This window comes from Shewanella sp. A32, from assembly GCF_029167175.1.
Lineage (GTDB): Bacteria > Pseudomonadota > Gammaproteobacteria > Enterobacterales > Shewanellaceae > Shewanella > Shewanella yunxiaonensis.
Genome location: NZ_JARFTS010000031.1, coordinates 19400 through 37373 on the forward strand (window position 1 = coordinate 19400; position 17974 = coordinate 37373).

A 17974-nucleotide genomic window follows, 5' to 3' on the forward strand; every position below is an offset into this window, starting at 1 on the left:
TCCTTATTCCATCGAATATGCCAATGCTAACCGAATTTGCTCAGATGAGCGAAACTCATTTGTAAATGTCTGATACAAATTAACTGTTGTTATTCGAGGTCACTGGCTACTTGAGCTAACGCAATCCACAGGTTATGCTGGATTAAAACAAGTGTTTAAAAAGGGCATTTAGATGACTGCGCAGAGATTGATGTTGCAACCGTTAGATCTTGGTTTTACCCATCTCAAAAATCGTGTGGTCATGGGGTCAATGCACACCGGGCTTGAAGAGGAAAAACACGGCTTTGAAAAGCTCGCGGCATTTTATCGGGAACGGGCGAAAGGCGGTGTAGGGCTTATCGTTACAGGTGGAATATCACCAAATTTTCGTGGTCGCTTAACACCCAATGCGACTCAATTAAGTTTTTCTTGGCAAGTCGGCAAACATCGCATTGTCACACATGCCGTACATCAGGCCGGCAGCAAAATCTGCATGCAGTTGTTACATGCAGGGCGTTACGCCTATCATCCCTTTTCGGTTGCACCGTCAAAACTTAAATCACCTATCACCCCATTTACACCACGGGCCATGTCAGCCAGACAAGTTCGCAAAACCATTCGTGATTTTGGGCAAAGCGCATATTTAGCTCAAAGGGCTGGATATGATGGCGTTGAAATCATGGGGTCGGAAGGATATCTGATCAATCAGTTTATTTGCAGTCGCACGAATCAGCGTACTGATGAATATGGCGGCGATTTTGTTAATCGCAGTCGCATTGCCGTAGACATTGTTGAGGAGGTAAGACGCCGCGTTGGTAGCGATTTTATTGTGATTTTTCGGTTATCGATGTTGGATCTGGTGGAGCAGGGATCAAGCTGGGACGAGGTGGTATTACTGGCTAAACGGTTAGAGGTCGCTGGCGTCACATTGATTAATACCGGGATAGGATGGCATGAAGCAAGGATCCCAACGATTGCGACCAGTGTCCCTCGTGCGGCTTTTACCTGGGTGACAGCCAAACTGCGTAAAGAGGTATCAGTACCGCTGATAGCGACTAATCGCATCAATATGCCAGCAGTCATTGAACAAGTGCTTGAAAGTGGTCAGGCCGATATGGTGTCTATGGCAAGGCCATTTCTGGCTGATCCGGATTTCGTTAACAAAGCCGCGGCGCACAATGATGACGCAATCAACACTTGTATTGGTTGCAATCAGGCGTGTTTAGACTATACCTTCAAATTACAACGAGCCACTTGCCTGGTGAATCCGCGGGCGGCATATGAAACCGAACTAAATTTCATCCGGGCTTACACATCCAAAAAATTAGCCGTTATTGGCGCCGGTCCTGCGGGCATGGCCTTCGCCGTGTATGCCGTGCAGCGTGGCCATCAAGTCACCTTGTTCGAAGCGCGCAGTGAAATCGGCGGCCAGTTTAATCTGGCGAAAAATATTCCCGGTAAAGAGGAATTTCGTGAGACCTTACGGTATTTCCGCTACCAGCTTGAACATCTGGGCGTTGACCTCAAATTAAATACATTGGCGACGGTGCAAACATTAGCTGCGGAGCAATTCGATGAAGTGGTACTCGCCGCTGGTGTCGTCCCGCGGGCATTGAATTTTCCCGGTTTTGACTCAGAAAAGGTGGTCGGCTATCAATCGTTACTGCGTGGTGAAGTAACCGTAGGCAATCGTGTTGCTATCATCGGCGCAGGTGGCATCGGCTTCGATGTGGCACATTTTCTGGCCGAACAACAATCAGCCACCCTGCAACCGGTTAAATGGTATCAACGTTGGGGCATTGACACTCTATATGCGCATCGCGGTGGACTATTAGCGGAAATGACTGACGAAAAGCCACAAAGGGAGATTTGGCTATTACAACGTAAGCCGGGTAATCCTGGCAAAACGTTGGGAAAGACCACCGGTTGGATCCACCGAATGACGCTAAAACGTCACGGGGTGAAAACCATTTCAGGTGTAAGTTACCATCATTTTGACAGTGAAGGACTGCACATTATGGTGGAAGACAAGGCTCAAGTCATTCCCTGCGACAATGTGGTCATTTGTGCAGGACAAGAATCGAACCTCAGCTTGTTACCAGCATTAGCGCAACTGGGTATTCCTGTGCACATTATCGGTGGTGCTAAACTTGCCGCTGAGCTTGATGCAAAGCGGGCCATTCGTGATGCCGCCGAATTAGCAATGCGGGTGTGACCATGTGGTTGACTGACTACACGGTTTTACTGGCTTAAGCGCGGTATTTTTCTGCTAACAATGGCATATCTGCGCCACGACAGGATAATTCTAAATCTAGATCTTCTTCTGGAATGCAGCAGCAGGGTAGACATTCATCGTCCTGTAATTCTGCTAATGGTTCCGTAAGATAACGTACGGAACCACTGCGGATTTTAGTGCGACAGCAGCCACAATAGCCGCTGCGGCATTCAGAAAAAATTCGCACTTTTTTAGCTTCCAGCACCTGCAGCAAAGTTTGTGGCTGTTGCTGCCAATTCCACAGCAACAGTGGTTCTCCTTGCAGCAGCACGATTGGTCGCTTTTTAAAGATCAAAGTCTGAGAACTCATTTTCATCCACGGCTGAATCTATCTGTCCCACCAAGTAGGAGGAGACTTCCACTTCCTGTGGCGCGACTTGTACGGCGTCACTTTCTAACCAGTTTTTCATCCACGGTAATGGATTACTGCGTTCCGGGTAAGGCAACGGGAGGTTGACGGCTTTCATCCGTTGGTTGGTAATGTATTCCACGTATTGGCTGAGGATCGCTTCGTTCAAGCCAATCATTGAACCATCTTTAAATAGATATTTTGCCCAGGCCTTTTCCTGTTCGGCAGCGCGCAGGAACAGATCGTACGCTTCTTGCTGACACTCTTTGGCTATTTCACCCATTTCTGCGTCATCACGGCCACCTTGCATCAAATTGATGATGTGTTGAGTACCATTCAGGTGCAATGCTTCATCACGCGCAATAAGGCGAATAATCTTGGCATTACCTTCCATCAGCCGGCGTTCTGCAAAGGCAAATGAACAGGCGAAACTTACATAGAAGCGGATTGCTTCCAGTGCATTCACTGACATCATACATAAGTACAATGCTTTCTTAATATCGTGAGTGGTCACTGAAAGTTGTTTACCGGCAATATTAAAAATACCTTCGCCATGCAAGTGATAAACCTGTGTCAGCTGGATCAGGTGATCATAATAATCGGCAATATCCGTGGCACGTTTGAGGATCTCTTCGTTGACGACAATATCACCAAAGACTACCGAAGGATCATTCACAATATTACGGATAATGTGAGTGTAGGAACGGCTATGGATCGTTTCGGAAAACGACCAGGTTTCAATCCAGGTTTCTAGCTCTGGAATCGACACTAAAGGTAAAAAAGCGACGTTCGGCGAACGCCCCTGAATCGAGTCCAGTAATGTCTGATATTTCAGATTAGAAAGAAAGATGTGTTTTTCATGTTCAGGTAGCTGCGCAAAATCGATTTTGTCCCGAGAAACATCAACTTCTTCTGGACGCCAAAAGAAAGACAGCTGCTTTTCAATCAGCTTTTCAAACAGTTCATATTTTTGTTGATCATAACGTGCCACATTAACAGCCTGACCAAAAAACATCGGTTCACGAGTGGCGTCATTAGGTGTTTGACAAAAAATTGAATAAGCCATATTGCGTTCGTCCAAACAAAGGGGCCATCTGGCCCCGTTAAACCTTAAATTTTGCAGGCTCCGCCAGCGCAGCCGTCATCTTCTTTTTCGATACTGATATCATCAAGCTGATCCGATGCACCATCACGCGTGTTGTGATAGTAGAGGGTCTTAACACCCAACTTATAGGCTGTCAGTAAGTCCTTGAGCAGAGTTTGCATCGGAACTTTGCCATTGTCATATTTTGATGGGTCATAGTTGGTATTGGCAGAAATAGACTGGTCAATAAACTTCTGCATGATCCCCACCAATTGCAAATAGCCGTCATTACTTGGCATTTGCCACAATAATTCATAGCGATGCTTCAGTTGTTCGAAATCGGGAACCACTTGTTTCAGCTGCCCATCTTTACTGGCCTTAACGCTGATGAGTCCTCGTGGTGGTTCAATACCATTGGTGGCATTGGAAATCTGCGAAGAAGTTTCTGATGGCATCAAGGCTGATAGCGTAGAGTTACGTAGGCCATATTGTTTGATATCGACACGTAATTTTTCCCAATCAAGATGTAACGGTTCGCTACAGATTTTATCGAGATCACGCTTATAGGTGTCGATTGGCAAAATGCCTTGCGCATAAGTTGTTTCATTAAATAACGGACACGCACCTTTCTCTTTCGCCAATTCCATGGATGCCTTTAACAGATAATACTGGAAGGCTTCAAAAGTACGATGGGTAAGACCGTTGGCGCTGCCATCAGAATATTTCACACCATGTTTAGCAAGATAGTTGGCAAAGTTGATGACACCAATACCCAGCGTCCGACGATTCATCGAGGCTGTACGCGCAGCCAAGATAGGATAATCCTGATAATCCAGCAGGTTATCTAATGCACGAACGGCTAAGTCTGCCAGCTTTTCCATCTCTTCAAGATTTTCGATGGCACCGAGGTTTAATGCTGACAATGTACACAGAGCAATTTCGCCAGTTGCGTCGTTAACATCATTAAGCGGTTTGGTCGGTAGTGCGATTTCCAAACATAAGTTTGATTGATGTACTGGCGCGACCTGAGGGTCAAACGGGCTATGAGTGTTACAGTGGTCGACGTTTTGAATGTAAATACGGCCGGTGGAAGCACGTTCCTGCATCATCAATGAGAACAGTTCGACAGCACGCAACGAGCGTTTACGGATCGATTCATCCTGCTCATATTTGACGTATAGCCGTTCAAATTCATCCTGATCCGCAAAGAATGCATCATAAAGCCCCGGCACATCAGATGGACTGAACAGCGTAATGTTTTCACCCTTGATCAATCTCTGATACATCAGCTTATTGATTTGTACCCCGTAATCCAGATGGCGGATACGGTTGTCTTCAACACCGCGGTTGTTTTTCAACACCAGTAATGATTCGACTTCCAAGTGCCATAACGGATAAAACAGTGTGGCAGCACCACCACGAACACCGCCTTGTGAGCAGGACTTAACCGCCGTCTGGAAGTGCTTGAAGAAAGGAATACAACCGGTATGGAACGCTTCGCCGCCACGAATTGGACTGCCGAGTGCACGAATACGACCGGCATTGATACCAATCCCCGCGCGCTGACTGACATATTTAACGATAGCGGAAGAGGTGGCATTGATAGAGTCGAGACTGTCGCCACATTCAATCAATACGCAGGAACTAAACTGACGTGTCGGAGTTCTCACGCCAGACATGATTGGGGTCGGTAACGAGATTTTAAAAGTAGAAACTGCGTTATAGAAATCTTTAACATACTGCAAACGGGTTTCGCGCGGATAACCTGAGAACAAACAGGCGGCAACCAGCATATAGAGGAACTGAGCACTCTCATAGACTTCATGCGTCACGCGGTTTTGCACCAGATATTTGCCTTCGAGCTGCTTTACTGCAGCATACGAAAACGTCATATCACGCCAATGATCAATATAACCATCCATGACATTCAGCTCTTCAAGGCTGTAATCTTCAAGGATGTGCTTATCGTATTTGCCCATTTCAACCAGTTTGGTGACATGGTCGGCGAGCTTTGGCGGCTCAAATTGACCAAATGCTTTTTTGCGCAGATGGAAAATAGCTAAGCGGGCAGCTAGGAACTGATAATCAGGAGAATCAGGAGAGATCAGATCTGCTGCGGCTTTAATGATGGTTTCGTGGATGGCTTCTGTGGGTATGCCATCGAAGAACTGCAGATGCGCCCGCAATTCGACTTCTGAAACAGACACGTTAGCCAGCCCTTCAGCGGCCCAGGTGATAACACGATGGATCTTATCGAGATCAATTTTCTCTCTTTCGCCACTGCGTTTGGTAACTGTCATATTGCTATTCATTGGAGATAGGCCCTGATTTTTATATTTAATGATGATGGCAAACACCATCAAAACTTCCTTTGTACAACAATCAAGCTCTGACCGTACACCGCTGTTTTTATGGATTGTTAGCGGCAAACTACTGTCATTTATTAGTCATGGACTAGTGGGTGTGATTGTCACCTACACACAATATGTGGTGTTTTTGTGTTTACAAGATACCAAGATAGTGAGGCTGACGGCTTTTTGCAAGTGGCGTTTCGGGGCATATCTTGTGGATATCTTTAGTTTGCTTCCCTGACAGATGCGGCAAACGCCGTCAATACGGGGATTAGTGGCTTTTGGGTAAAATTTAAGCAAACAGATTATCGAAGTTTGATTGCTAAAATATGCAGCGATCGTTAACGATCTGGCATCCGGCTTTTCGTTAATAGCGTCGTCAAATGCGATGGTTGCGGTAACAACACATCTGCATCCCACTGTAATGGATCGTCATTGGCATCAATATAACCCCATAACGCAGCGGCGGAAGGCATACTAGCCGCTTTAGCGGCGATGATGTCTCGTTTAGCATCACCGATATACAAGATATTCTCTGGTGCGGCATTGAGCTGCTGCGCTGCAAGTAACATTGGGGCAGGATGAGGTTTACGAAAACAGGTGGTATCAGCACTAATTACTGACTTGAGTTTCGACAACAAGCCGAGTTTTGTCAGCAGGGGTTTGCTATACATTGCAGGTTTATTGGTGACAACGCCCAGTGCTATACCACGCTCTGCCGCGATAGACAGCAATCCGCTAAGTCCATCAAAGAGTGTGGCCTGTGACCCATTTATTTGCTGATAGTGCCGCAACATTAATTGCCTCAGCGATTCCTGCTGTGCCTGATCTGCTAGTGGCACTGCTGCCTGGAGCATTGCCAGTGACCCATTTGATGCTTGAGCACGTAGTTCAGCGAAATCGGCAGCACTCTCGAGTCTGGACTCTGCCAACGTCGCCATTACTGCCGCGATAAGATCGGGCGCCGTATCCACCAAGGTGCCATCAAGGTCAAAAAGCAGTGCAGAGTAGGTCGTTGGCAACATAGTTTTAATCTACTTTCTGGCAGGCAATCATATAATTGACTTCAACACTTGGGGTATAGCTGAAAATACTTGTAATCGGATTGTACTTAATACCCAACGCGTCGCGACAGATCAGGTCAGTATGTTCCACCATGGCGATCAATTCTGATGGGCGCAAAAACTTTCCATGAACATGTGTACCTACTGGCAGCATTTTTAGTAAGTATTCTGCACCAACAATAGTTTGCACCCACGACATCAGATTGCGGTTGATGGTTGAGAAGAATACCCATCCGCCTGGTTTAACCATGTTACAACAGGCATGAATGACGGACTGAGGTTCTGGTACATGTTCCAACATCTCCATGCAGGTGACCACGTCATAGAAATCTGGGTGAGTGATAGCATGTTCTTCAGCAGTTTGCTGTTGATAGTCAATGGTAACACCGGTTTCCAGCGCATGAAGTTTTGCCACTTCCAGGGGCTCATGGCCCATGTCTAACCCGGTAACTTTTGCACCGATTTTCGCCATACTTTCAGACAAAATGCCGCCGCCACAGCCTACATCCAAAACCTGCTGGCCAAAAATACCCCCGGCCTTGAGATCAATATAATTCAGACGCAATGGGTTGAGTTCATGCAATGGCTTAAACTCCCCTTGAGGATCCCACCAACCAGCAGCCATATTTTCAAATTTGGCAATTTCCTGAGGGTCTACGTTGGCATTTTCTTGCATGGCAATACCTTAAGAGATAAATAAAAATACGCACCATTATAACCACAGTTTGAGCACCAATGGGTAAGCAACTTAGGTAGATTGTCGTATTTAAAAAGGGCAGGACACTGGTGTTGTTTAAAAAACATACAGCTCGGCGTTTTTTAAGCAAATTTCTCACAAGTTTTTCACTGAAAGCGGCAGATAAACAGCAGTTTGAGTAAATGTAGAATTCTAACCGTTATCAGGGCTACCTGGGTTCAATAACTGTGTTAGAATGGCCCATTACGTTAGTAGGGCTCGACAACGACATGGAACAAAAAGTTGTCAGCTTAATATAAGGGGATCGAGCAGTTTATGACTGATCAGGCTTCATCCATTTCGCCAATTAACATTGAAGACGAACTAAGAACTTCCTACCTCGATTATGCCATGAGTGTAATTGTAGGCCGGGCCTTGCCGGACGTCCGCGACGGTTTGAAACCGGTTCATCGCCGTGTGCTCTTTGCGATGAATGAGTTGAAAAACGACTGGAACAAACCCTATAAAAAGTCCGCCCGTGTGGTCGGTGACGTTATCGGTAAGTATCACCCTCATGGTGATAGTGCTGTGTACGATACTATCGTGCGTATGGCGCAACCATTTTCCCTGCGTTATACACTGGTTGATGGGCAAGGAAACTTTGGTTCCATTGATGGTGATGCTGCAGCGGCAATGCGTTATACAGAAATTCGCATGCAGCGTCTGGCGCATCATCTGCTCGCTGACCTCGACAAAGAAACCGTGGATTTTGTACCTAACTACGACGGTACTGAACAGATCCCGGAAGTATTGCCAACCCGTATTCCTAACCTGCTAGTCAATGGTTCATCTGGTATTGCGGTGGGTATGGCCACTAACATTCCGCCTCACAACCTGACTGAAGTCGTCAATGGTTGTCTGGCGTTGATTGAAAATCCAGAACTGCCAATTGAAGAGTTGATCAAATGTATCCCCGGCCCGGACTTCCCAACCGCTGCGATTATTAATGGTCGCAAAGGTATTGAAGAGGCTTATCGTACTGGTCGTGGCAAAGTCATCATGCGCGCACGGGCAGACTTCGAAACTGAAGACAATGGCCGTGAGCGTATCATCGTCACTGAAATCCCATATCAGGTGAATAAAGCTCGCCTGATTGAAAAAATTGCCGAACTGGTTAAAGAAAAGAAAATTGAAGGGATCAGTGGCCTGCGTGATGAATCCGATAAGGACGGTATGCGTATCGTCATCGAAATCAAACGCGGCGAAGTGGGTGAAGTCGTACTGAACAATCTGTACGCACAGACCCAGATGCAATGTTCCTTCGGTATTAATATGGTGGCGTTGGCAAATGGCCAGCCTAAGTTATTTAACATCAAGGAGATGCTGGAAGCCTTCATCCTGCATCGCCGTGAAGTCGTCACCCGTCGCACCGTATTTGAACTGCGTAAAGCTCGCGAACGCGCGCACATTTTGGAAGCGTTAGCCGTCGCGCTCGCTAATATTGATCCGATAATTGAGCTTATCCGAAATTCTCCAAGTCCAAACGAAGCCAAACAACGTCTTACCGAACAGGGATGGGCGTTGGGTAATGTGAAGGCAATGTTGGAGAAAGCCGGCGATGATGCGGCTCGTCCTGAATGGCTGGAACCGCAGTTTGGTATCCATGAAGACCTGTACTTCCTAACGGAACAACAAGCCCAGGCCATTTTGGATCTGCGCTTGCAGAAATTGACCGGTCTGGAACATGAAAAGATCCTGCAGGAGTATGAAGAGCTGCTGGAAACCATCGCTGGACTGCTGCACATTCTGCATAGCTCTGAACGGCTGATGGAAGTCATCAAAGAAGAGCTGCAAGAAGTGCTGACCCAGTTCGGTGATGCTCGTCGTACAGAAATTAATGAGTCTGCTGCAGATATTAGTCTGGAAGATTTGATCAACGAAGAAGATGTGGTGGTGACACTGTCACATCTGGGCTATGCCAAGTATCAGCCGCTAACTGACTACCAGGCGCAGCGTCGCGGTGGTAAGGGTAAGGCGGCAACTAAAGTTAAAGATGAAGACTTCGTGGAACAGTTACTGATCGCCAATACCCACGACACTATTTTGTGTTTCTCTGACTTTGGTAAGCTGTATTGGCTGAAGGTATATCAGCTGCCACTGGCAAGCCGTCAGTCTCGTGGTCGTCCGATTGTAAACCTGCTGCCGTTGGAAGGTGATGAACGCATCACCGCTATTCTGCCGGTGCGGGAATATGAAGAGGGCAAATATATCATCATGGCGACTTCCAACGGTACCGTGAAGAAAACTGCGCTGACCGAATACAGTCGTCCACGCAGCAACGGTATTATTGCGGTAAATCTGAAAGATGGCGACCAACTGATTGGCGTGGATATTACCGATGGTAACAGCGAAATTATGTTGTTCTCCGACGCCGGTAAAGTGGTGCGCTTTAAAGAGGCTGAAGAATCGCCTGTAACCGATGAAGATGGCAATCCAATACTGGATGAAAATGGCGAGGTACAGATTACCTTCAAAGGCGTACGACCTATGGGCCGCACTGCTACTGGTGTGCGTGGTATCGCGTTAGAAGACGGCCAAAAGGTCGTATCGCTGATTGTGCCTCGTAGCGATGAAGCCATTCTTACCGTTACTGCCAATGGATATGGTAAACGTACTGCGCTGGATGAATATCCTGCCAAGAGCCGCGCCACTAAAGGGGTGGTCTCTATTAAAGTTACTGACCGAAATGGTCCGGTTGTGGGAGCGGTTCAAGCCTCAGAAAACGACGAAATCATGCTTATCAGTGATAAAGGCACTTTGGTGAGAACACCCGTTTCCGGCGTATCACTGATTGGCCGTAACACTCAGGGTGTGACCATTATCCGGACGGCTGATGATGAAACAGTGGTCGGACTGCAACGCATTGACGAAATTCAATCAGAAGACGATGATAGCGTTGATGAAGCTGACGTAGATACATTGCCAGATGTTCCGGACGCGGATGATGATACCACCGCTGATGAAGATATTACTGAATAACTTGCAAGAGTGAAAAACGGGCGTCCTGAGTGACGCTCGTTTTGTCTCTAACCGTTTTACGTTCCAAGGAGAAAATGAGTGAGTACCGTATATAATTTTTGTGCCGGACCAGCAATGTTGCCTCCACCGGTATTGGCTAAGGCTCAGGCTGAGCTGTTGGATTGGCAGGGGCAGGGTGTTTCGGTGATGGAAGTCAGCCATCGTGGCGCACCGTTCATCGCACTTGCTAAAGAATCCGAGGCAGATCTACGGGAACTCATGAATATCCCTGATAACTATCATGTATTATTCATGCACGGCGGTGGCCGTGGTCAGTTTGCCGCTGTTGTGAATAATTTTCTCGGCAATAACGGCAAAGCCCTCTATTTAATCAGTGGTCAGTGGTCAAAATCGGCTGCAGATGAAGCCATAAGATTAGTAGGTGAAAGCCAAGTAGATACTATTGAAATTGTGTCTAAAGTTAATGGCTTAAATAAAGTCACAGTCCCTGATTTCAGCGCATCATCTGAACAATATCGCTATCTGCATTACTGTCCTAATGAAACAGTCAATGGCATCGAAATGTTTGAAGAGATAGTTGCTCCTTGGCCTGTCATTGCGGATATGTCATCCACAATAATGTCTCGTCCCGTGGATGTGAGCAAATTTGGGTTGATCTATGCCGGGGCTCAGAAGAATATCGGTCCTTCCGGTTTGAGTATTGTTATTGTCAGAAAAGATCTGTTGGAACTGCCGATCGTGAATCCGTCTTCTATTATGGATTATCGTATCGCTGCACAGCACGATTCTATGTTTAATACCCCGCCAACATTTGCTTGGTATTTGGCTGCTGAAGTATTTAAGTGGTTAAAGCAGATTGGTGGGGTCACTGCCATTGAAGGGATGAATAAGCAGAAGGCCGAGTTGTTGTATCAATGTATCGATCAGCTCCCATTCTATAAAAATGGCGTGGATCCGCAAAACCGTTCACGCATGAACGTGACGTTCCAGCTTGCTGACGAAAACTTAAATAAAGTATTTTTGGCAGACGCTGAAGCCCAAGGATTGGTTGCTTTGAAAGGCCACCGTATCGTTGGCGGTATGAGAGCCAGCATTTATAATGCGATGCCGTTAGAAGGTGTTCAAAAGTTGGTTGATTTTATGACCAATTTTGCTGAAAAACACAGTGCTTAAACACACGAAAAACAATAAAAAAGCGACTGTAATCAGTCGCTTTTTTGATCTTTTAATTAGTTAAAGAATTGCGGCAATTGAATTTGCTAAATAATCCACGTTTTCTTCGGTGATCCCGGCAACGCTGATACGGCTTGAACCGACCATATAAATAGCATAATCACGCTTAAGCAGCTCAACTTGTTCTGGGGTGATCCCTAAAAATGAGAACATGCCTTTCTGGCGAGCAATAAAACTAAAATCGCGATTAACTCCCGCTGCTTTAATTTTGTCGACCAGCATTGCACGATTCCCGTTGATACGGTCACGCATAACGGCAAGTTCTTCGTGCCATTGCTGAGTTAACTCAGCTGAGCCCAGAATGGTTTCCACTAGTGCAGCACCATGTGCAGGTGGCATAGAATAAATGGCGCGAATCACATGCAGCATCACGGATAACGCAATATCGGCTTTGACAGAGTCTTTAGTTACTACCGCACAAGCGCCGATACGTTCACGATACAAACCGAAATTTTTGGAGCAGGATGCACAAAGCAACATGGCATCAACTGCAGCAGCCATTTTACGGACACCATAAGCGTCGCGATCCAGGCTGTCGCCAAAGCCTTGATAAGCCATATCGATCAGTGGGGTGAACCCACGCTCAGCGGCAACTTCTACCACTTGATCCCATTGTGCTTCGCTGAGGTCCTGTCCAGTAGGGTTATGGCAACAGGCATGCAACAACACCACATCATCTGGCCCTAACAATTTGAGGGCGGCCAACATCTCGTCGAACTTCAAAACATTATTTTGTTGATCGTAATATGGATAAGCTTCTACTTTCAGACCGGCGCCTTTAAACAAGCTGATGTGGTTAGCCCAAGTCGGATCACTCACCCACATCGTGGCGTTGGGATTACAACGCTTGATAAAGTCAGCTGCAACTTTCAGCGATCCAGTACCGCCAGGCGTAGATACTGAACGAACACGATTTTGTTCAATGACACTGTGACCTTCACCAAATGCCAAATCGCATATAAGCCGATTAAACTTATCGCTGCCAGCAGGACCAATGTATACCTTCGTTGTTTCAGTTTCGGTGCGTATCCGCTCTGCAGTCTTTACGCACGCAAGAATAGGCGTATTACCATGAGCGTCTTTGTAAACGCCGACCCCAAGGTCGACTTTAACGGGACGAGGATCTTCACGAAATTGACTGAGCAAACCCAAAATTGGGTCAGCGGGCATTGGCTGTAATTGGTTAAACATCGGTACTTCTGTCATTGTAGTGGTTTGTGCGCGTAGCATAACGGCATTTTGCGAGAATGTTAATCACCCGAAAGGGCTGCAACTGTGTTATTTTGTAAACATTGGGTTTCTTTTTGGGTACAACGAAAATCAGGTGGTTTTTTTATTAAATCTGCAGTTATTTTGAGCGACTATTGGAAATAATATTTCTAATAACGGAAGTTCTATTGAATTACTGCAGCTTATCAGTCAATTTATTAATTAGGCTCAAAAATACCGATTTACGCTTTATTTGAGGACCCCTTTGCTGAATTGTAAGGGTATCTAGTTGGGAACGATAACAAGATTTATCGATCATTAATGAAATCAGTACCTGCTGAAAAACCGCAGGCGAGTGCAATAGTTGAATCATGAAACAATTACACCTAGACCATGTCGCTCACTTTAATGGTGAAGTCAATATCCCCGGTTCTAAAAGCATTTCCAATCGCGCATTATTATTGGCCGCATTGGCAAAAGGTCGCACTGAACTTACCAATTTGCTCGATTCAGATGATATCCGCCATATGCTCACGGCGTTAGGTAAATTAGGTATCAGCTATCAACTATCTGAAGATAAGACTCGTTGTTTGGTAGACGGTAATGCCGCTCCGTTTGATATGGCAGCGCCATTAACACTGTTTTTAGGCAACGCGGGAACCGCAATGCGGCCATTATGCGCCGCGTTAACACTTGGGCATGGCCAATTCGATTTGACCGGCGAACCGCGAATGGAAGAGCGACCCATCGGGGATTTGGTTGATGCGCTGCAGCAGCTAGGTGCGGATATTGAATATCTTAAAAATCCGGGTTTCCCACCATTGAGAATCCACGGTACAGGGCTAAATGGCGGCAAAGTCCAGATAGCCGGCACACTGTCGAGTCAGTTTTTGACGGCGTTGCTGATGGTCGCGCCAATGGCAAAAACTGCGGTTGAAATCGAAGTGCTGGGTGATCTGGTGTCAAAACCCTACATTGATATCACTTTGGCGCTGATGCAAAAATTCGGCGTTACGGTACAAAATCACAACTACCAACGCTTCGAGATCCCGGCTGGACAACAATATGTTGCGCCAGGAAAGCTGTTGGTTGAAGGCGACGCATCCTCCGCGTCATATTTCCTCGCGGCAGGCGCTATTGCTGGCGGTGAAGTCAAAGTAACCGGTGTCGGTCTGCAAAGTATTCAGGGAGATGTCAAATTTGCCGATGCTTTAGCCAAGATGGGGGCTGATATTGAGTGGGGTGATGATTTTATCATCGCGCGCGGAAGCAAATTACACGGTATCAATATGGATATGAACCATATTCCGGATGCAGCTATGACGATCGCGACCGCAGCTATTTTTGCTGAAGGCAAAACCTGCATGACCAATATTTATAACTGGCGTATCAAAGAAACCGACCGGCTTTCTGCAATGGCAACCGAGTTACGCAAAGTTGGCGCCCATATTGAAGAGGGTAATGATTACATCAAAATCACCCCTCCAGATAACGTCATTCATGCTGACATTGACACCTATAATGACCATCGGATGGCAATGTGCTTTTCCTTGCTAGCCTTTGCAGAATGCGGCGTCACAATTAATGATCCAGATTGTACGTCAAAGACCTTCCCGGATTATTTTGAACGCTTTAGCGCGTTGTCACGTTAGCTTAACAGCGACGATTGATTTGTTTGAAAATTTGCCGATGCTGCGGGCCGTATTCATGTATAATACGGCCCGCTTAATTCCGGAGGAGCGGATAATGTTCTCAAGGAAGATACTAAATTGCGGAGGAATCTATGTCTGAACGGGCGCCTGTCGTCACTATTGATGGCCCTAGCGGTGCCGGAAAAGGAACTATTAGTCAGATGTTGGCCACTCACTATGGGTGGAAACTTCTCGACAGTGGTGCCATTTACCGGGTACTGGCTCTCGCAGCGATACACCACAATGTGGAATTAGATAATGAAGAAGCCATTACGTTGTTAGCTTCTCATTTAGACGTGCAATTTTTGGCAGCAACAGATAAGGACGCCACTAAAGTTGTACTAGAGGGTGAGGATGTTACGCATAGCATCCGTTCTCAAGAATGTTCTGATGCCGCATCACGCGTAGCCGCTTTCCCACGTGTGCGTGAAGCACTTTTGCGTCGCCAACGAGCATTTAAAACTGTGCCGGGACTGATTGCCGATGGTCGTGATATGGGCACGGTAGTTTTCCCTAATGCTCCCGCTAAATTGTTTTTAACTGCAACAGCGGAAGAACGGGCGCAACGGCGCTATAATCAGTTGCGAGACAAGGGCTTTGATGTTAACATCGAACGTCTTTTAACCGAGATTAAAGAGCGTGATTTCAGAGACATGAATCGCGCCGTGGCACCACTGGTTCCCGCTGAAGAAGCACTAGTGATTGATACCACAGGTCTTGGTATTGAAGAAGTGTTTCAGCGAGCGCTGAAGCACATTGAACAAAAATTATCTGCCGCGGGTATCTGATACCAGCGGTTTTGGTATCTCCGGCACGGACGCAGGAGATTAGTGAACTGACCCCATGCTCAGGAAGCAGTATGGTTTTAAAATTTAAGTAATTAACATGACTGAATCTTTTGCTGATCTGTTTGAACAATCCCTTCAACAACTGGAATTTCGTCCAGGTTCTATCGTTCGCGGTACTGTAGTTGCCATCGAAAATGGCATGGTACTGGTTGATGCTGGCCTGAAGTCAGAAAGCCCAATTCCTGCCGAGCAGTTCAAGAACGCCCAAGGCGAGCTAGAAATTGCAATTGGTGATCAAGTTGATGTAGCGCTGGACAGCGTAGAAGACGGCTTTGGTGAAACCCAACTGTCTCGCGAAAAAGCCAAGCGCCATGAAGCATGGATCGTTCTGGAAAAAGCTTACGAAGACAATGAAACTGTTATCGGTATCATCAACGGTAAAGTTAAAGGCGGTTTCACTGTTGAATTGAATGGTATCCGCGCATTCCTGCCTGGTTCTCTGGTTGACGTTCGCCCTGTTCGCGACACTGCTCACCTGGAAAACAAAGAGCTCGAATTCAAAGTTATCAAACTGGATCAGAAGCGTAACAACGTAGTGGTTTCTCGCCGCGCCGTTATCGAATCTGAAAGCAGCGCTGAACGTGATGCTCTGCTGGAAAACCTGCAAGAAGGTCAAGCAGTTAAAGGTATCGTTAAGAACCTGACAGACTACGGTGCATTCGTAGATCTGGGTGGTGTTGACGGTTTGCTGCACATCACTGACATGGCGTGGAAGCGTGTTAAACATCCTTCTGAAATCGTTAATGTTGGTGACGAAATCACCGTTAAAGTCCTGAAATACGACCGTGAACGCACTCGTGTATCTCTGGGTCTGAAACAGCTGGGCGAAGATCCATGGCTGGAAATCAGCAAACGTTATCCAGAAAACACCAAGCTGACTGGTCGCGTTACTAACCTGACCGATTATGGCTGCTTCGTAGAAATCGAAGAAGGTGTTGAAGGTCTGGTACACGTATCTGAAATGGATTGGACCAACAAGAACATCCACCCATCTAAGGTTGTTAGCCTGGGTGATGAAGTGGAAGTGTTGGTACTGGATATCGACGAAGAACGTCGCCGTATCTCTCTGGGCCTGAAACAATGCAAAACTAATCCATGGGAAGATTTTGCTAACCGTTATGCCAAGGGTGACAAGGTTTCCGGTAAGATCAAGTCAATCACTGACTTCGGTATCTTCATCGGCCTGGACGGTGGTATCGATGGTCTGGTTCACCTGTCAGACATCTCTTGGAACAGCAACGGTGAAGAAGCTGTTGGTGAATACAAGAAAGGTGATGAAATCACTGCAGTTGTACTGTCTGTTGACCCAGAACGTGAACGTATCAGCCTCGGCGTGAAGCAGACTGAAGATGATCCTTTCAATGCCTACTTGGCAGATAAGAAGAAAGGTTCTATTGTAACTGGTACAGTTACTGCAGTTGACGCTAAAGGTGTTACCGTAGAACTGGCGGACACTGTTGAAGGTTACATCCGTGTAGCAGACATCAGCCGCGAACGCATCGAAGACGCGTCTACCGTTTATAATGTAGGTGATAGCGTTGAAGCCAAGTTCATGGGTGTGGATCGTAAGAACCGCAGCATCAGCTTGTCTGTACGTGCGAAAGACGAAGCCGAAGAGAAAGAAGTAATGGCGACCCTGAACAAACAGGAAGACGTTGTTATGACTAACGCTATGGCTGAAGCATTCAAGGCAGCCCGCAAATAATGAACCTTAATGGCAGGAGCTTTGCTCCTGCTCGTAGGCACCAGTGTTTGGCTTGAATATAGGGGTAGCAAGGATGACAAAATCCGAACTGATCGAAAAACTCGCTACAGCAGAATCTCAGTTGTCAGCGAAAGATGTGGAAAATGCCATCAAAGAAATGTTGGAGCAAATGGCGAAGACATTGGAAAGCGGTGATCGTATCGAAATCCGTGGCTTTGGCAGTTTCTCGCTACACTATCGTGCACCTCGTGTAGGTCGTAATCCGAAAACCGGAACTTCTGTCGAACTCGATGGTAAGTACGTCCCACACTTTAAGCCAGGTAAAGAGCTGCGCGAACGGGTAGATGCCACTATTGTTTAATTATTGCTGCTAAGAAAAGCCTCCTTTGTTGGAGGCTTTTTTATTGTCAGCCCAAAACCACCTACTTCAGTAGGTGGTTATCATTCATGAAAGGGCTTTGCCCGTATATC

At 46.6% G+C, this 17974-nt stretch carries 13 protein-coding genes; 7 read left to right on the plus strand and 6 right to left on the minus strand.

All coding sequences use genetic code 11. The features are described 5' to 3' along the window. Nucleotides 1-172 precede the first annotated feature (172 nt). On the plus strand, nucleotides 173-2194 hold the full coding sequence (locus PY479_RS16350) for an NADPH-dependent 2,4-dienoyl-CoA reductase (protein WP_275484417.1): 2022 nt from the start codon (nucleotides 173-175) through the stop codon (nucleotides 2192-2194). A 34-nt stretch (nucleotides 2195-2228) separates the two neighbouring features. On the opposite strand, the gene yfaE is transcribed toward PY479_RS16350, so the two are convergent. The 5 genes from yfaE to ubiG form a co-directional block, all read right to left on the minus strand. Continuing rightward, the gene (yfaE, locus tag PY479_RS16355; RefSeq protein ID WP_275484418.1) at nucleotides 2229-2564 is read right to left on the minus strand and encodes a class I ribonucleotide reductase maintenance protein YfaE; all 336 of its coding nucleotides are present in this window, start codon (nucleotides 2562-2564) and stop codon (nucleotides 2229-2231) included. After that, nucleotides 2539-3669 carry a class Ia ribonucleoside-diphosphate reductase subunit beta gene (gene nrdB, locus PY479_RS16360; RefSeq protein ID WP_275484419.1) on the minus strand — a complete coding sequence of 377 codons (1131 nt, stop codon included), beginning with the start codon at nucleotides 3667-3669 and terminating at the stop codon, nucleotides 2539-2541. Before nrdB ends, yfaE begins: the two co-directional genes overlap by 26 nt. Before the next feature lie 44 nt (nucleotides 3670-3713). Further along, nucleotides 3714-5999, minus strand: coding sequence for a class 1a ribonucleoside-diphosphate reductase subunit alpha (nrdA, locus tag PY479_RS16365; RefSeq protein ID WP_212596587.1), 2286 nt, complete (start codon nucleotides 5997-5999; stop codon nucleotides 3714-3716). Between the two features lie 380 nt (nucleotides 6000-6379). Next, nucleotides 6380-7063 (minus strand): HAD-IA family hydrolase, encoded by a 684-nt coding sequence (locus PY479_RS16370; protein ID WP_212593482.1) that lies wholly within the window; start codon nucleotides 7061-7063, stop codon nucleotides 6380-6382. A gap of 4 nt (nucleotides 7064-7067) precedes the next feature. Then, complete coding sequence (gene ubiG, locus PY479_RS16375; RefSeq protein WP_212593481.1) at nucleotides 7068-7778, minus strand: bifunctional 2-polyprenyl-6-hydroxyphenol methylase/3-demethylubiquinol 3-O-methyltransferase UbiG; 711 nt, start codon at nucleotides 7776-7778, stop codon at nucleotides 7068-7070. A 336-nt stretch (nucleotides 7779-8114) separates the two neighbouring features. Here ubiG and gyrA point away from each other — a divergent pair, with 336 nt between their 5' ends. Both gyrA and serC read left to right on the plus strand, forming a co-directional pair. After that, nucleotides 8115-10817 (plus strand): DNA topoisomerase (ATP-hydrolyzing) subunit A, encoded by a 2703-nt coding sequence (gyrA, locus tag PY479_RS16380; RefSeq protein ID WP_275484420.1) that lies wholly within the window; start codon nucleotides 8115-8117, stop codon nucleotides 10815-10817. Nucleotides 10818-10895: 78 nt separating this feature from the next. Beyond that, nucleotides 10896-11990 carry a 3-phosphoserine/phosphohydroxythreonine transaminase gene (serC, locus tag PY479_RS16385; protein WP_275484421.1) on the plus strand — a complete coding sequence of 365 codons (1095 nt, stop codon included), beginning with the start codon at nucleotides 10896-10898 and terminating at the stop codon, nucleotides 11988-11990. Between the two features lie 60 nt (nucleotides 11991-12050). Here serC and PY479_RS16390 read toward each other — a convergent pair whose 3' ends face one another. Further along, a complete protein-coding gene (locus PY479_RS16390; protein WP_212593478.1) occupies nucleotides 12051-13241 on the minus strand; it encodes an amino acid aminotransferase in 1191 nt (396 codons plus the stop codon). A gap of 389 nt (nucleotides 13242-13630) precedes the next feature. Here PY479_RS16390 and aroA point away from each other — a divergent pair, with 389 nt between their 5' ends. The 4 genes from aroA (at nucleotide 13631) to ihfB (ending at nucleotide 17864) form a co-directional block, all read left to right on the plus strand. Continuing rightward, complete coding sequence (gene aroA / locus PY479_RS16395; protein ID WP_275484422.1) at nucleotides 13631-14911, plus strand: 3-phosphoshikimate 1-carboxyvinyltransferase; 1281 nt, start codon at nucleotides 13631-13633, stop codon at nucleotides 14909-14911. A 131-nt stretch (nucleotides 14912-15042) separates the two neighbouring features. After that, entirely contained in the window at nucleotides 15043-15738 is a 696-nt protein-coding gene (cmk, locus tag PY479_RS16400) for a (d)CMP kinase (RefSeq protein ID WP_275484423.1), read from the plus strand. Nucleotides 15739-15835: 97 nt separating this feature from the next. Next, the gene (gene rpsA, locus PY479_RS16405; protein WP_212593475.1) at nucleotides 15836-17503 is read left to right on the plus strand and encodes a 30S ribosomal protein S1; all 1668 of its coding nucleotides are present in this window, start codon (nucleotides 15836-15838) and stop codon (nucleotides 17501-17503) included. A gap of 73 nt (nucleotides 17504-17576) precedes the next feature. After that, nucleotides 17577-17864, plus strand: coding sequence for an integration host factor subunit beta (gene ihfB / locus PY479_RS16410; protein WP_212593474.1), 288 nt, complete (start codon nucleotides 17577-17579; stop codon nucleotides 17862-17864). Nucleotides 17865-17974: the final 110 nt, after the last annotated feature.

Coding starts and splice junctions, on each gene's coding strand:
- aroA (WP_275484422.1), top strand. CDS start 13,631: ATGAAACAATTACACCTAGACCATGTCGCTCACTTTAATGGTGAAGTC.
- PY479_RS16350 (WP_275484417.1), top strand. CDS start 173: ATGACTGCGCAGAGATTGATGTTGCAACCGTTAGATCTTGGTTTTACC.
- cmk (WP_275484423.1), top strand. CDS start 15,043: ATGTCTGAACGGGCGCCTGTCGTCACTATTGATGGCCCTAGCGGTGCC.
- rpsA (WP_212593475.1), top strand. CDS start 15,836: ATGACTGAATCTTTTGCTGATCTGTTTGAACAATCCCTTCAACAACTG.
- PY479_RS16390 (WP_212593478.1), bottom strand. CDS start 13,241: ATGTTTAACCAATTACAGCCAATGCCCGCTGACCCAATTTTGGGTTTG.
- nrdB (WP_275484419.1), bottom strand. CDS start 3,669: ATGGCTTATTCAATTTTTTGTCAAACACCTAATGACGCCACTCGTGAA.
- ubiG (WP_212593481.1), bottom strand. CDS start 7,778: ATGCAAGAAAATGCCAACGTAGACCCTCAGGAAATTGCCAAATTTGAA.
- gyrA (WP_275484420.1), top strand. CDS start 8,115: ATGACTGATCAGGCTTCATCCATTTCGCCAATTAACATTGAAGACGAA.
- nrdA (WP_212596587.1), bottom strand. CDS start 5,999: ATGAATAGCAATATGACAGTTACCAAACGCAGTGGCGAAAGAGAGAAA.
- PY479_RS16370 (WP_212593482.1), bottom strand. CDS start 7,063: ATGTTGCCAACGACCTACTCTGCACTGCTTTTTGACCTTGATGGCACC.
- ihfB (WP_212593474.1), top strand. CDS start 17,577: ATGACAAAATCCGAACTGATCGAAAAACTCGCTACAGCAGAATCTCAG.
- yfaE (WP_275484418.1), bottom strand. CDS start 2,564: ATGAGTTCTCAGACTTTGATCTTTAAAAAGCGACCAATCGTGCTGCTG.